The sequence below is a fragment of the Candidatus Merdisoma sp. HCP28S3_D10 genome (assembly GCF_052065835.1).
In the GTDB taxonomy this organism is placed as follows: domain Bacteria; phylum Bacillota; class Clostridia; order Lachnospirales; family Lachnospiraceae; genus Laedolimicola.
On the sequence record NZ_JBQHTG010000003.1, the window covers coordinates 255,282 to 269,346 of the forward strand.

Annotated in this window: 16 protein-coding genes, 1 pseudogene and 1 riboswitch; of the genes and pseudogenes, 13 read left to right on the forward strand and 4 right to left on the reverse strand. The window is 50.5% G+C overall.

The window, feature by feature from the left end; genetic code table 11:
• Position 1 precedes the first annotated feature (1 nt).
• From ACTNCH_RS09525 to ACTNCH_RS09535, 3 genes are all read left to right on the forward strand, one after another.
• Positions 2-568 (forward strand): carbonic anhydrase, encoded by a 567-nt coding sequence (locus ACTNCH_RS09525; protein WP_441019212.1) that lies wholly within the window; start codon positions 2-4, stop codon positions 566-568.
• Positions 569-713: 145 nt separating this feature from the next.
• Positions 714-1,538 carry a DUF5685 family protein gene (locus tag ACTNCH_RS09530; protein ID WP_441019214.1) on the forward strand — a complete coding sequence of 275 codons (825 nt, stop codon included), beginning with the start codon at positions 714-716 and terminating at the stop codon, positions 1,536-1,538.
• Positions 1,531-2,244, forward strand: coding sequence for a DnaJ domain-containing protein (locus ACTNCH_RS09535; protein ID WP_441019216.1), 714 nt, complete (start codon positions 1,531-1,533; stop codon positions 2,242-2,244). Before ACTNCH_RS09530 ends, ACTNCH_RS09535 begins: the two co-directional genes overlap by 8 nt.
• 53 nt (positions 2,245-2,297) lie before the next feature.
• Here the strand turns inward: ACTNCH_RS09535 and ACTNCH_RS09540 are convergent, their stop codons facing one another.
• The 4 genes from ACTNCH_RS09540 to ACTNCH_RS09555 form a co-directional block, all read right to left on the reverse strand.
• Complete coding sequence (locus ACTNCH_RS09540) at positions 2,298-2,852, reverse strand: prolyl-tRNA synthetase associated domain-containing protein (protein WP_441019218.1); 555 nt, start codon at positions 2,850-2,852, stop codon at positions 2,298-2,300.
• 77 nt (positions 2,853-2,929) lie between these two features.
• A complete protein-coding gene (locus ACTNCH_RS09545) occupies positions 2,930-3,808 on the reverse strand; it encodes a class I SAM-dependent methyltransferase (protein WP_441019220.1) in 879 nt (292 codons plus the stop codon).
• Positions 3,792-4,235, reverse strand: a complete 444-nt coding sequence (locus tag ACTNCH_RS09550) for a threonine/serine exporter family protein (protein ID WP_158363602.1) — start codon at positions 4,233-4,235, stop codon at positions 3,792-3,794. Before ACTNCH_RS09550 ends, ACTNCH_RS09545 begins: the two co-directional genes overlap by 17 nt.
• A gap of 15 nt (positions 4,236-4,250) precedes the next feature.
• Positions 4,251-5,000: a threonine/serine exporter family protein gene (locus ACTNCH_RS09555; protein WP_441019222.1), complete on the reverse strand. Its 750-nt coding sequence runs from the start codon at positions 4,998-5,000 to the stop codon at positions 4,251-4,253.
• A 186-nt stretch (positions 5,001-5,186) separates the two neighbouring features.
• Positions 5,187-5,400, forward strand: a riboswitch (cobalamin riboswitch).
• Positions 5,401-5,514: 114 nt separating this feature from the next.
• Here ACTNCH_RS09555 and nikB point away from each other — a divergent pair.
• The 10 genes and pseudogenes from nikB to rplC all read left to right on the forward strand — a co-directional run bounded on the left by nikB (position 5,515) and on the right by rplC (position 14,065).
• Positions 5,515-6,459 (forward strand): nickel ABC transporter permease, encoded by a 945-nt coding sequence (gene nikB, locus ACTNCH_RS09560; RefSeq protein ID WP_441019224.1) that lies wholly within the window; start codon positions 5,515-5,517, stop codon positions 6,457-6,459.
• The gene (gene nikC / locus ACTNCH_RS09565; protein ID WP_441019226.1) at positions 6,456-7,295 is read left to right on the forward strand and encodes a nickel transporter permease; all 840 of its coding nucleotides are present in this window, start codon (positions 6,456-6,458) and stop codon (positions 7,293-7,295) included. The genes nikB and nikC overlap by 4 nt, the downstream gene beginning before the upstream one ends.
• The gene (locus ACTNCH_RS09570) at positions 7,292-8,188 is read left to right on the forward strand and encodes an ABC transporter substrate-binding protein (RefSeq protein WP_441019228.1); all 897 of its coding nucleotides are present in this window, start codon (positions 7,292-7,294) and stop codon (positions 8,186-8,188) included. The genes nikC and ACTNCH_RS09570 overlap by 4 nt, the downstream gene beginning before the upstream one ends.
• Positions 8,089-8,877, forward strand: a complete 789-nt coding sequence (locus ACTNCH_RS09575) for an ABC transporter substrate-binding protein (protein WP_441019379.1) — start codon at positions 8,089-8,091, stop codon at positions 8,875-8,877. Before ACTNCH_RS09570 ends, ACTNCH_RS09575 begins: the two co-directional genes overlap by 100 nt.
• Positions 8,878-8,907: 30 nt before the next feature.
• A pseudogene (locus ACTNCH_RS09580) lies at positions 8,908-9,690 on the forward strand (ABC transporter ATP-binding protein).
• A gap of 91 nt (positions 9,691-9,781) precedes the next feature.
• Positions 9,782-10,363, forward strand: coding sequence for an oligopeptide/dipeptide ABC transporter ATP-binding protein (locus tag ACTNCH_RS09585; protein WP_441019230.1), 582 nt, complete (start codon positions 9,782-9,784; stop codon positions 10,361-10,363).
• Between the two features lie 21 nt (positions 10,364-10,384).
• The gene (locus ACTNCH_RS09590; RefSeq protein ID WP_441019232.1) at positions 10,385-11,374 is read left to right on the forward strand and encodes a hypothetical protein; all 990 of its coding nucleotides are present in this window, start codon (positions 10,385-10,387) and stop codon (positions 11,372-11,374) included.
• A complete protein-coding gene (locus ACTNCH_RS09595; RefSeq protein ID WP_441019234.1) occupies positions 11,361-12,710 on the forward strand; it encodes an MATE family efflux transporter in 1,350 nt (449 codons plus the stop codon). The genes ACTNCH_RS09590 and ACTNCH_RS09595 overlap by 14 nt, the downstream gene beginning before the upstream one ends.
• 342 nt (positions 12,711-13,052) lie before the next feature.
• Positions 13,053-13,370 carry a 30S ribosomal protein S10 gene (gene rpsJ, locus ACTNCH_RS09600; protein WP_087157539.1) on the forward strand — a complete coding sequence of 106 codons (318 nt, stop codon included), beginning with the start codon at positions 13,053-13,055 and terminating at the stop codon, positions 13,368-13,370.
• Positions 13,371-13,429: 59 nt separating this feature from the next.
• Complete coding sequence (rplC, locus tag ACTNCH_RS09605; RefSeq protein ID WP_158363594.1) at positions 13,430-14,065, forward strand: 50S ribosomal protein L3; 636 nt, start codon at positions 13,430-13,432, stop codon at positions 14,063-14,065.

A 14,065-nucleotide genomic window follows, 5' to 3' on the forward strand; every position in this document is an offset into this window, starting at 1 on the left:
TATGAAATCATTTATTATGACGGCGGATAAGGCCATGGGAAAGCTGAAAGAGGGAAATAAAAAATATCTGGATTCTGAGACGGGAAGGGGCAATATCTCAAGGGCGCTGCGCCTGTACACCAAGGAACACGGCCAGCATCCCTATGCGATTATTGTGACCTGCTCGGATTCCCGTGTGATTCCCGAGAGTATTTTTTCAGCGGGTATCGGCGACCTGTTTGTGATCCGGGTAGCGGGAAATGTGATTGACGATCATCAGCTGGGCAGTATCGAATACGCGGCCAGCCATCTGGGAAGCCCGCTGATTGTGGTTCTGGGCCATACCTTCTGCGGAGCGATAAATGCGGCGATTCATCATGATCCGGAAGGCTATATCAAGTATATTACAGACGAAATCAAGCTGGCCATCGGTGAAGAAACGGACGATTTTAAGGCCTGTTGTCTGAACATACAGCGCAGCATGAATATCATTGAACACAGTCTGGATATTCTGAAAATGGAAGAAAAAGGAATGCGCGTGGTGGGCGCCGTTTATCATATCGAGGACGGCAGGGTTGAATTCATTTAGCGGAAAATGAAATCATTAAAAAAGAAGAAAGAGTCTAAAAGAACTATGAAAGCCATTGACATTGACAGGAAGCATGGTAAGCTTAAATACTAAGTAGTACTGTGTTGAAAATTCGCGAAGCTGAAGGAAGTAAAGGAGTAAGCGAATGTTCGGATATATTGAATGCAATCGTTCGAAGCTTTCCAGGGAAGAGCAGGAACGTTACAGAAGTGTCTATTGCGGACTCTGCAGGAACTTAAAAATGAGGTACGGGGAACTGGAGCGGATGAGCTTAAGTTACGATATGACTTTTGTGATTCTGTTCCTTTCTTCGTTGTATGAACCGGAGGAGCGGTCGGAAAATTTCCGCTGCGGGATTCATCCGCTGAAAAACCGCGCCGGTGTGGAAAACTGCTTTACGGAATACGCGGCGGATATGACGGTGGCGCTGGCCTATTATAAGGCGCTGGACGACTGGAAGGACGAGAAGAAGGCGGGAAGCCGCTGGTACGGAGATAAGCTGAAGCAGGCTTATCAAAAAGTGGAAAAGAGGTACCCCAGACAGTGCAAGGCTATTACCGACAGCCTTCAGGAGCTGGATTTTATCGAGCAGGCGCCGGGCGCCAACGCGGATCATGCCATCAACTGCTCTGGTAAGATGCTCTCGGAGCTTTTTGTATACAAAGAAGATTTCTGGAGCAACAGCCTCAGGCTCTTTGGTTATGAGCTGGGCCGTTTTATCTATCTGATGGATGCGGCCATGGATTATAAGAAGGACAGCAAGACCGGTAATTACAATCCGCTTTTTGAGATGAGGAAAAAGCCGGAGGAGATGGAACCGGTGCTTAGTCTGCCTTTGGGCAATGCCATGGAGGTTTTTGAGAAGCTGCCCCTGGTGCAGGACGAGCATCTGCTCCGCAATATTCTCTACGGCGGGGTCTGGCAGCAGTATTATGCGAAAATACGTGGAAAGGAGAAGACGGATGGTTGACGATCCATACAGAGTACTTGGGGTGTCCCGGGACGCCACCAGGGAAGAGATAAAAAAAGCCTACCGAAAAAAGGCGAAAGAATACCATCCCGATCTTCATCCGGACGATCCTTACGCATTGGAGAAAATGAACGAGATCAATGAGGCCTACGATATGCTGAATAACCCGGAGAAATACCGGAGGCAGCAGACCGGCGGCGGATATGGACAGCAGAGTGGCTATGGCGGCACAGGCGGATACGGGCAGAATCCCTTCGGAAACGGCCCTTACGGCGGGTTTGGCAGCTTCGAGGATTTCTTCGGCTTCTGGGAAATGCAGATGGGACCGGAGCGGCCCCAGCAGGTTTACACAGACAGTGAAACGATGCGTCAGGCGGTAGATTTTATCAATATGGGAAAATATCAGTTCGCGGATTCGGTCCTGAACGGAATGCCGGGCGCAGAACGGAATGCCCGGTGGTATTATCTGAGTTCCCTGGCCAATTATGGGCTTCGTAACCAGATGCTGGCGGTGGCGCAGATTCAGAAGGCTCTGCAGCTGGAACCGGGCAATGCGCTTTACCAGAGAACGTTTCAAAGTATGCGCTATGCGGAAAATGTATATACACAGAACAGTCAGGCCTACCAGAGGCAGGCAGAGGGCATGGACAGGCTTTGCCGGAGCTTCTGCCTGGCACAGCTGTTTTGTATGTTCTGCAGATGTTAAAACGAAATAGTATCGCACTGCGGCGGAGAATGTGCCATTGGCACATTCTTTTTTTACAGCTTCACAAACAGCGCCTCATGGTGTACTGCCGGTAAAAATTTCTCCAAAATATCCTTTGTCTTCATACGCAGGCTGGAGGTATTGATACAGGGGTGGCAGCCGAAGTCCTCCAGGGCAGATACCTCCTCGTCAATGATGAGCTGTACCTGGTTATCCGGATCATTCATCAGCGCCATAATCGTAGCGGAGCCCGGCGTTACATTCAGCAGCTTCTCCATATACTCCGCCGGGGCAAAGGAGAGACGGGAGGAACCGATCTGTTTGGACAGATCTTTTGTCTTAAAGGGCTTATTTCCGGGCAGCAGAAGCAGATAAAACCTGGTTTTCTGTGCGTTGCAAAGTACCAGATTTTTACAGATCTCAATACCGAGAAGCTGATCCACGCCCTGACATTCCTCGATGGTCATGGCTACTCCATGATCCACACGGGTAAAGGGAATCTGAAGCCTGTCCAGCAGATCGTAGACAGCTATCTCCTTTTCCAGACGGCCCTCTGTACTGGCGGGACGGCCGGTGTAAACCTGTGGGTCTATGTAAATACTACTCATAATAAAATCCTCCTTTAAAATCTTCAGATAAAAACACAGCGGCCGGAACCTCCAGCCGCCATTGACTTTGTAAAAAGCTATTTCTTCTCCCAGCGTCCGCTTGCGCCGCAGGGCAGCACCAGTCCGGATGCGGTTACGGGCAGCCCTACCTCCTGGGAATCGACAGTGCCGTTATATTTCTTCAGTTCCGTGGCAATCATGTAGGTCAGCACCGCCGGAGCCAGTCCGGTGGTATAGGAATTTACCAGGAAAAACAGCGGATCGTCGCTCAAAAGCTGGGCGCAGAGACGGATCAGCGGGTGAATGGCCTCTTCGATTTTCCAGATTTCCCCTTTGGGTCCTCTGCCGTAGGAAGGAGGATCCATGATAATGCCATCGTAATGGTTGCCGCGGCGGATTTCCCGCTCCACAAATTTTACACAGTCATCTACAATCCAGCGGATAGGAGCCTCGCCCAGTCCGGAGGAGCGGGCGTTTTCCTTTGCCCAGCCTACCATACCCTTGGAGGCGTCCACATGGGTGACGGAAGCTCCGGAGGCAGCGGCAGCCAGGGTAGCGCCACCGGTGTAGGCGAAGAGATTCAGTACTTTCACAGGGTGTCCGGCATTGCGGATTTTCTCGCCGAACCAGTCCCAGTTGGCAGCCTGCTCCGGGAACAGTCCCGTATGTTTGAAGCTGAAGGGCTTCAGGTTGAAGGTCAGGGTATTTTGTCCTTGACAGAGAGGATACTGAATGGTCCACTGCTCCGGCAGGTCGAAGAACTCCCATTCGCCGCCGCCCTTTTTGCTGCGGTGGTAATGGCCGTTCATACGCTTCCAGCCCGGGGCCTTCCGTTCGGTATCCCAGATAACCTGGGGATCCGGACGCACCAGCAGGTAGTTGCCCCAGCGTTCCAGCTTTTCTCCTCTCGAGGTATCCAGTATTTCATAATCAGTCCAGTTATTGGCGATCCACATGACAATCTCCTTTGTTCTTAAAAAATAATCGGAAAACACTGTCCACCACCATGAGGGACAGGGCAATCATTCCGGCCACAATCAGCGTTTGGGTAACGTGGTGGGAGGTCATTCCGTCGGAACGGATGACGGAGCGGGCAATCCGGAACATACCGGCGCCCGGCACCAGCGGCAAAATGCCGGGAATAACAAAAATGGTGACCGGAGTCTTTAAAATTCTTGCAAAAAACTGTCCGCAGAGGGAAATGAGACACCCGGACAGGAAAGTGGCCACAGCCATGGAAAACTGAAGGTCCATAAGAACCAGATATAGCCACCAGCCCACCGCGCCGGTGAAACCGGCCCAGATGATATATTTGCGCGGTACGTGCAGCAGAAAAGAAAAGGCCACAACGGAAAAAAACGCGCCTATAACCTGTATCAGCATAAAAGCCTTTCCTCCTTACTGAATGAAACGAAGTCCGATGACAATACCCATAGCTACAGAGGCGGCGACCACAAAGGCCTCCATCATCCGGGCGGAGCCGGAGATATAATCCCCGTGCAGGGTGTCAAATACCGCGTTGGTGATGGCCACACCGGGAACCAAGGGCATGATGGCCGCGATGATGATGGAATCCAGGTTCCCTATAATAGGAAGAAACTTCAGAAGTCCGCCTGCGAACAATGAGATTACCACAGCGCTTAGCAGGATTCCGAAGAAGGAGGGCAGCTTCATGCAGCTGCACAGATGCAGGCAGATGGCCATGAAAAATCCGGCCACACCCGCCACAAAGGCCTCCTGCCAGGTCCCGCCGTAGGTCAGTGCAAAGGCCGCGGCCACGCCTGCGTTGGCCAGCAGAAAGGCCTGGGAAGGGTGCGGTTCCTTTTTCAGCTTTTTTATCTGCCGGAAGGCTTCCTCCAGTTCCAGTTTCCCGCCGCAGAGACCTCTGGAAATACTGTTAATTTCGTCGATGATGCTCAGGTTTGTCCCCCGGCTCTGAATTCGGCGGGTCACCGTCATGGACTGGATGGACGGGTCGTCCAGAGTCACCAGAAAGCCGGTCACCATCACGAAAGCCTCGGCAGTCTTCAGTCCCGACAGGGAAAGCATCCGGTGCATGGTATCCTCCACCCGGTAGGTTTCGGCCCCATTGGCCAGCATGAGTTCGCCTGCCATGACGGCAGTGTCGAGTAAAAGTTTGTAATCCATTTGTCTGATTTCCTTATACCTGATTTTGTATTGAGATCAATCTATGGTTATTATACCTATGTAAGAGAAGCGGGTCAAGGAAAGTATGGACAGAAAGAGAAATAATTCCCGTTTTCGAAGGATTAGGCCGAATTATCGGCAGACAAAAAATGGAAAAATCTTGATAGATATAGAGGAATCAAGTAGAATAAACGAGCATAGTGTTGTCAGTCGCGTACAGCGGCTGATAAAGAATAGAGAATCATGTGGAAATCATGGACGGTACCGCCACTGTATACATAAAGAATGATCCTTAGATGAAAGTCCGCCATTGGGGTAAACCTGAGAAGGCGAGGAGAGTTCGCTGGGCTTCTTCCCTGAATATGTGAGTCAGGAGAACTGCTATGCAGCAACCTTAGCGAACGATCTATTTGCGAAGGCTTATTTCCCATGTAAAATCGGTCATGGATGCAAAAGCATCTATGGCTTTTTTTGTGTAATTAAGTCGCTTTTTTTATTGAAATGGAGGAAAACAGTGAAAAAGAACAGGCTCGTATCCAGACTTATCCAGATGTGCGTAGTGCTGATAGGCATTTCCTTTCTGACCTTTTTATTAACCTACCTTGCGCCGGGCGATCCGGCCACAGCCATGTATGATTCTCTGGGAATTACCCCGAGTCCGGAAATGCTGGAGCAGGCCAGGCAGTCCATGGGACTGGACAAACCCTTTTTACAGCAATATGTGGACTGGATAGGCGGTATTTTTCACGGAGATTTTGGAACCTCATTCAGTAAAAGCGCCCCGGTACTGGATCTGCTGATGAAAAGGCTGCCGGCAACGTTCCGGCTGGCCCTGTTTTCCCTGGGACTGATGTTAATTGTTTCGGTTCCCCTTGGAATCCTTTCGGCGGTCAGACAGGACGGGATAGCGGATTATATCGTTCGCTTTCTTTCTTTCCTGGGTATTTCGCTTCCGGGCTTCCTGATTGGCCTGATCTTATTATATGTCTTCGCTTTGAAGCTGGGACTGGTAAAGGTGGCGAGCAGCTCCGTCGGAATGGAACAGATGCTGCTGCCGGGGATTACGCTGGCCATTGCCATGGCCTCCAAATATTCCAGACAGGTGCGCACGGCGGTACTGGAGGAGATGCACCAGGATTATGTGACAGGCGCGAGAGCCCGGGGAATGAATCAGTGGGAAATACTGTTCCGCCAGGTTCTTCCCAACGCCATGCTTCCGCTGGTTACCATGCTGGGGCTTTCCTTTGGATCGCTTCTCGGAGGAACCTCAGTGGTGGAGATTATTTTCTCCTATCCGGGACTGGGTATCCTGGCGGTGGGAGCGGTAAAGGCGCGGGATTATCCGCTGATCCAGGGCTTCGTATTGTGGATAGCCCTAATCTATATGGTAGTAAATCTGCTGGTGGATATATCCTATCATTATATTGATCCGAGAACCAGGGAGGGGGAGAACGGATGAAAAAGAATACAAGATTTGCGGTGCTTTCCATTCTGGTTTTCCTTATTCTGGCAGTGGCGTTCCTGGCGGACAAAATTGTTCCTTACGATCCGTTGAGCGCGTCACTGAGCGACGCGTTCCAGGCGCCCGGAAAAGAACACTATTTTGGAACCGACGCGCTGGGACGGGACGTGTTCTCCCGGGTGATCTGCGGGGCGACCACCAGCGTATACAGCGTACTGATTCTGGTGGCGGTAATCCTGGTTGTGGGTACCTTTCTTGGAATCATAGCAGGGTATTTCGGCGGAGTGGCAGACGCGGTAATCATGAGAGTGGGCGATATGATGATCGCCTTCCCGGATCTGATTCTGGCCATGGCAATCGCGGGAATTCTTGGGCCAAGTCTGAAAAATTCCATGATTGCAATTGCGGCGGTAAGCTGGACCAGATACGCCAGGCTTTCCAGAAGCCTGGTGCTGAAGATACGGAACAGGACTTATATATCCGCGGCGGAAATCTCAGGATCCAGACACAGCAGAATCCTTATGAGATATATGCTGCCCAACGCGCTTCCTACGATGATCATTACGGCGGCGACGGATATCGGCACCATCATACTGTCGCTGGCAAGCCTGTCCTTCCTTGGCTTTGGAATCCAGCCCCCTACACCGGAATGGGGATATATGCTGAGCGAGGGAAGAACTTATATACTGAGCAGCCCGTGGCTGCTGTTTTGTCCGGGACTTGCGGTCTTTATTACGGTAGTCATCTTTAATCTCTGGGGTGACTGTATTAGAGATATGATAGATCCAAATGCAACAGAAAAACGAAGAAAGAAGAGGAGAAAGAGGACATGAATGGAAAAAAACTGATTGCCCTTGCCCTTAGCCTGTGCCTTGCGGGCAGTATCACAGCATGCGGCGGCAGCGCAGGAACAGAGCAGAAAGCAGCGTCAGACGGAGGAAGCGCGAAAACACAGCTAAATGTGGCGACAGAGTTGACTAGCGCAACCCTGGATCCGGCAGATGACTGGAACAGCCGGTTTGTGATGCGCTGGGGCGCGCTGGAAACGCTGACCCGTTTTGAGGACGACGGCACCGTGTCGCCGTGGCTGGCAGAAGACTGGTCTGTAGCGGACGATCAGCTGACCTGGACTATAAAGCTGAAAGAAAATGTAACCTTCTCCAATGGAGAACCGATGACGGCGACAAAGGTTCGGGAATCCCTGGAGAGATTATTTGATGTGACAGATCCCAATAAGGGCGGAAATGGAAACCCCTGGAATTATTTCACATATGACAGTATCAGCGCAGACGATGAAGCCTGGACTGTGACGATTGTAACAAGTGAGCCGACGGTAGACCTGCCGGGCTGCCTTGCGTATCCCTGGTATGGCATTATCGATGTGGCTGGCTCTGCGGATCGCGATATCGCTGCAGACGGACCGATTTGTACAGGACCCTACTGCTTTGTATCCAACGATCCGGAACATGATATCCAGCTGGTAAAAAATGACAATTACTGGGACGGTGAAGTACCCTTTGAGACGGTCAATGTCATGAAGCTCGGGGAGGCTTCTGCCCGCGCAATGGCCTTGCAGGACGTTCTGCCGACATGGGAATCAACATTGCGGCGTCTGACAGAGCGGTTCTGGAGAACGCAGGAGATTATCAGATTGACGTCACCGGTGGAAACCGTGTCTGCAACTGGTTTATCAATTTTGACGGAGTGCTGGGCAACGATACCCTGAGAAAAGCAGTGATGACGGCAATTGACGGTCAGACCGTGTGCGATGTATCCACAGGCGGCTCCTATACTTACACCAATAATACGCCGGTACCCGGGTATGATTTGGCTAACCCGTACAGCTACGATCCGGAGGCAGCCAAGGCTATGCTGGACGAGGCCGGTATCGTAGACGGCGATGGAGACGGATACCGCGAACTGGACGGCAAAAACATCGACATCAGTATTGTAGCGACAACCAGCCGTCAGAAGGACGTGATTGCGCAGGCGTATGGGGTTCAGCTGGAAGCAATCGGAATCAAGAGCACCATTTCCATGCCGGAAAATGTAGTAGACCTGCGGGTATCCCAGGGCTTTGATCTGATGTTCAACAATGAAGTAACCACACCTACCGGAGATCCGGAGAACTTCCTGAAGCACTGGTACGGAAAGATTACCGATACAAGCTTTAATTACGGAAATTATCATAATGAAGAATACGACGCGCTGTATGAACAGCTGATCGGCGAATTTGATACGGAAAAGCGGACGGAAATCTTTACACAGATGCAGGAAATCCTGATGGAGGACGTGGCGACCATCAGCAGCGGCGCCTATAATTTCAATCTCTGCTCCGCGGCTTCCGTGGAAGGCGTTCACAGCTATGTGTGCGATTACTACTGGGTAACAAAGGATATCACACCGGCGTCATAAAGAAGAATAAATAGAAAAGGGGACTTTCCCATGCTGGATATAGAGAACATAACAGTTGCATATCATGGACAGCCGTTTTTGCGCGATTTCTCCCTGCACATGAAAAGAGGGGAAATTATCAGCCTGGTAGGTGAAAGCGGAAGCGGAAAGACTACGGCGATACGTTCCATTCTGGGACTTCTGCCACAGGAAGGAGAGCTGGTATCCGGTGATATTTTGTTTGAGGGAAAGTCTCTTCCTGAATACAGCGAAAAGGAAATGCAGAAACTCCGGGGGTCCAGGATATCCATGATTTTCTAGGATTCCAGAGCCATGCTGAATCCAATACGTAAAATCGGCTCGCAGTATATAGAATACATTCAGAAGCATGAAAAGCTGGGCCATAAAGCGGCGGAAGAAAAGGCAGTGGCTATGCTGGAAGCCATGCGGCTGTCGGAGCCGGAGCGTATCATGAAGAGCTACAGCTTCCAGCTGTCCGGCGGTATGCGTCAGAGGGTCGGAATTGCCATGGCCATGACCTTTGAGCCGGAGCTGCTGCTGGCCGATGAGCCCACGGCGGCTCTGGACGTGACGACACAGGCGCAGATCGTGCGTCAGATGATGGAACTGCGGGAAAATCACGGAACCTCCATTATCCTGGTAACCCATAATCTGGGCGTGGCGGCATATATGTCAGATCGGATTGTGGTTATGCAGAATGGAAGCATTGTGGAAGAGGGAGACCGTAAGACGATACTGGAGCAGCCGGGCTGCGCATACACCAGAAAATTGCTGGCTGCGGTTCCGAATATGTATGGAGAAGGCTATGTGTAAGGAAAAAACACCAATTTTGGAGACTCGTCATTTAAATAAGCTATTTACAGCCCCCGACGGACGCCCTTTGTACGCAAACAACGATATATCTTTGAAATTTTATGAAGGCGAGACCCTTGGAATTGCCGGGGAAAGCGGATACGGCAAGAGTACGCTGGTGCGCGTGCTGTCGCTGCTTGAGCCGCCTACCGATGGGGAGCTTCTCCTGTTCGGCGAAAATGTCGCGGACCGGAAGGGGGAAAGAAAGCGGAAAATGCGCCGTCATATTCAGATGGTATTTCAGGATCCGACGGACTCATTTTCTCCCAGAATGAAGGTAAAGGATATTTTGTGCGAACCGCTGGAAAATTATGGACTGATAAAACCGTCGGAAAAAGCGGCGAAGGCGCGGGAGCTTCTGAAGATGGTGGAGCTTGCGGAAGGAAAAAAGTTGAGTAGCGGCATCTGCCACCCTTATACAGAGGCGTTAAAAAGCGCGGTGTTTTCCCTGGATATGGATTTTGAAAAAGAGATAGAAAGCCTGGATTCCGAGATTCCAAGCCCCTTGGAGCGTCCGACAGGCTGTCCGTTCCGGAACCGCTGTGAAAAATGCATGGAGATCTGCGCCGCAGAGAGGCCGCAGCTCCGGGAGGTGGAGAAAGGGCATTGGATTGCCTGTCATCTGTATGCATGACAAGAAAGAGAGGACTATATCATGTGGAAGATTGCAGGATTTTCTTTACAGCCGGGAGAAAAAAGAAGAGTGACGATAGAAATCCCGGTGGAAGAAGCAGGAGAGGAAAAAATGTATCCGATGCCGGCGACATTGATTTGCGACTGCGGAAAAGGAAAGACCGTTCTGATTACAGCGGGAATCCATGCGGGAGAATACCCGGCTATTCCCGCCGTAATACGGGCGGCAGGGGAGATTCAGCCGGAGGAGCTGAACGGAAACCTGATTTTTATTCACTGCGTCAATACCAGCGGATTTTTTAAGAGAACCTTTGGCCTGATTCCGGAGGACGATTTCAATCTGAACGGACAGTATCCGGGAAAGGAGGGCGGAACCACGGGAGAACGGATTGCGGATTATTTTGTGCGCAATTTTTTCGATGAGATTGATTTTATGATGGATATGCATTCCGGGGGGCAGCAGGAGCCCCTGACGCCCTGTCTTTTCTATCCGCTGGCGGAGGCTGTGACGGAGGAAGCGCTGGCTGCGGCGCGCGCCCTGGATATCCCGTGGCTGATAGCTTCGACGGCTACGGCTGGGCAGTATTCTTACGCTGCGAATTATCATAAGGTTCCCGGACTTCTGGTAGAACGGGGATATGGCGGATTCTGCAAAAAGGAGTGGGTAGACGCTTATTACAGAGATATTTTCCTGCTTTTGAAGCATTTGGAAATGTATGGTGATGTTGAAACAGAGGAACAGGTGTGTAAAAAAACGGTAGTTCCCAGAACCATCTATCTTACCTCGGATACGAAGGAAATCTGGCATACGGATCTCCATGAAAATGTGGAAGTGGCCCGGGGAGAACTTCTGGGGTACTGTACGGATTTTTACGGAGAGGTAATCAAGAAGTATTACGCAAAAGAGGATGGGATTGTCTTCTATTATAATACAGGTTTATCTGTGGAAAAAGGCACAGCCCTGGTCGCGTATGGAATAAGGGAGTATATGATAGCAGATGAGGCAGGCTGAGCGGGGAGATTTAACACAGGGATCCATTGGAAGAGGAATGTTTTTGTTCGCGCTGCCGTTTCTGGGGAGCAGCCTGATTCAGCAGCTGTATAATACCGTCGATCTGATATTTGTGGGAAGGCTTCTGGGTACGGATGCGGCGGCAGCCGTCGGCGCGGGAAGCCTTCTGATTACCCTGGTCCTGGGCTTCTTTACCGGAATGGGCGTGGGAGTAAGCGTGTCGGTATCCCATGCATACGGCGCAGGAAATCGAAAAGAGCTGCATGATCTGATTCATTGCGCGGCAGGACTGGCACTGGCAGCTTCTGCCCTGTTGATTCTGTTCGGGATATTTCTTACGCCGGCTGTGCTGCGTCTGATGAATACACCGGAAGATATTATGGAGCTGGCCGTTGCCTACATCAGAATTTATTTTCTCAGTATACTCCCCATGTTTTTTTATAATATCGGTTCCGGAATCTTAAGAGCTTTCGGAAATTCGCGCTCGCCAATGAATTATCAGCTGATAGGTGGAATTGCCAATGTGGCGGGAAATGCGTTCTTTCTGTGCGTGCTGCACATGGGAGTGGAAGGAGTGGCGCTGGCCTCCCTGGTATCGCAGATGATGGCGGCTGTATTTACGGTAGGCCATCTGATGAAGCCGGATTCCGAATGCCGGTTACGGATCGGGGATATTGCACTTGAGAAGCAGGTCTGCGGGAGAATCCTGAAAATCGGGATTCCGGCGGCAATTCAGTCTATGGTGATTACGCTGAGCAACCTGATTGTCCAGGCGCAGATCAACAGCCTTGGAATCGTAAGCATTGCGGCCTTCACTGCTTATTTTAAGGTGGAAAATTTTGTATATCTTCCCATCATGGCGTTTGGGCAGGCCAACACAACGTTCTGTGGGCAGAACTACGGAGCGGGAAAATGGGAAAGAATGCGGAAGGGAACGGGAGTCAGCATTCTGATGGGAATCCTTGTTACCGTGACCATAAGCACGCTCCTTCTGACGCACGGATATGGTGTATTCAGCCTGTTTTCCCAAAATGCGGAAGTGATAGAGCTGGGAATCCGCATTGCGCAGGTAACCTTTCCCTTCTATTTTATATATGTATTTCTGGAGGGTTTTTCCGGAGCGCTGCGGGGAACGGGAAAAACAATGGGGCCGATGGCGGTTATCCTTGTAAATATGTGCGGAATCCGTATGCTGAGTCTCTGGTTCCTGATGCGGCATTATCACAGCGCGGAAGGAGTGGCCGGAATCTATCCGATCACCTGGATAACTACGGCTGTCTGCCTGGGCGTGATGTATTGGCGGCAGAATAAAAACTGGAAACTGGAAATTGGTTAAAATCACTAAAAAGTGGGCGGAAAGTTTGTGAAATTTATAAAAACTTTTCTTCCACTTTTTTTGAAAAAAACCTTGCAATTCCCCGGAACTTCCTGTATAATTGCAACTGTTGTGACATTGATAGCTGTGAAGCGTGAGGTTGCTGCCCATGAGGCAGGTTTTCCGTGGAGCGAATGTCAAGTTAGGAAACTGGCGACAAGTCACTGTACAAAATAACTGTCCATGCAGAGCCATGGAAACAACGTGTTGTTCGAATTCAGAGTTGGGACACACACGGGAGAGTGTACAGTCACCGCTTGTCGTACTGGTCTTTAAAAGTACGAAAAGGAGGCGACTTTTTTTATGGCAAGTCAAGTAATGAGAATCACACTGAAAGCGTATGACCATCAGCTGGTGGATGCATCCGCAAAGAAGATCATCGAAACTGTAAAGAAGAATGGAGCACAGGTGAGTGGACCGGTTCCGCTTCCCACCAAGAAAGAGGTAGTTACCATTCTGAGAGCTGTACACAAGTACAAAGACTCCAGAGAGCAGTTCGAGCAGAGAACTCACAAGAGACTGATCGATATCATTACCCCGACCCAGAAGACAGTAGACGCACTGTCCAGACTGGAGATGCCGGCTGGTGTTTACATCGACATCAAAATGAAAAACAAGTAATCCTTCAGCTAGAATGAACGCTTTAGCGTTCCGCTGTAGAGAAATAAGGAGGAAAAGAAATGAAGAAAGCTATTTTAGCAACAAAAGTCGGAATGACGCAGATTTTCAATGAAGACGGCGTGCTGACACCGGTTACAGTTCTTCAGGCAGGACCCTGTGTAGTAACTCAGGTTAAGACTGTTGAGAACGACGGATACAGCGCAGTACAGGTCGGATTCACAGACAAGAGAGAGAAGCTGGTGAACAAGGCTCAGAAGGGTCATTTCAACAAGGCAGGCGTATCTTACAAGAGATATGTGAGAGAGTTCAGATTAGAGGATGCTGAGAGCTACGCTCTGGCACAGGAGATTAAGGCTGACATCTTTGCCGCTGGCGACAAGATTGACGCAACCGCTATTTCCAAGGGTAAAGGATTCCAGGGTGCTATCAAGAGACATGGTCAGCACAGAGGACCCATGGCTCACGGTTCCAAGTTCCACCGTCATGCTGGTTCCAATGGTGCCTGCTCCGATCCGAGCAAGGTATTCAAGGGAAAAGGAATGCCTGGTCAGATGGGTCACAAGAAGATCACCATCCAGAACCTTGAGGTTGTCCGCGTAGATGCAGAGAAGAATCTGCTTCTGGTAAAAGGCGCAGTACCGGGCCCCAAGAAGTCTCTGGTTACTATCAAGGAAACAGTAAAGGTTAGCAGATAA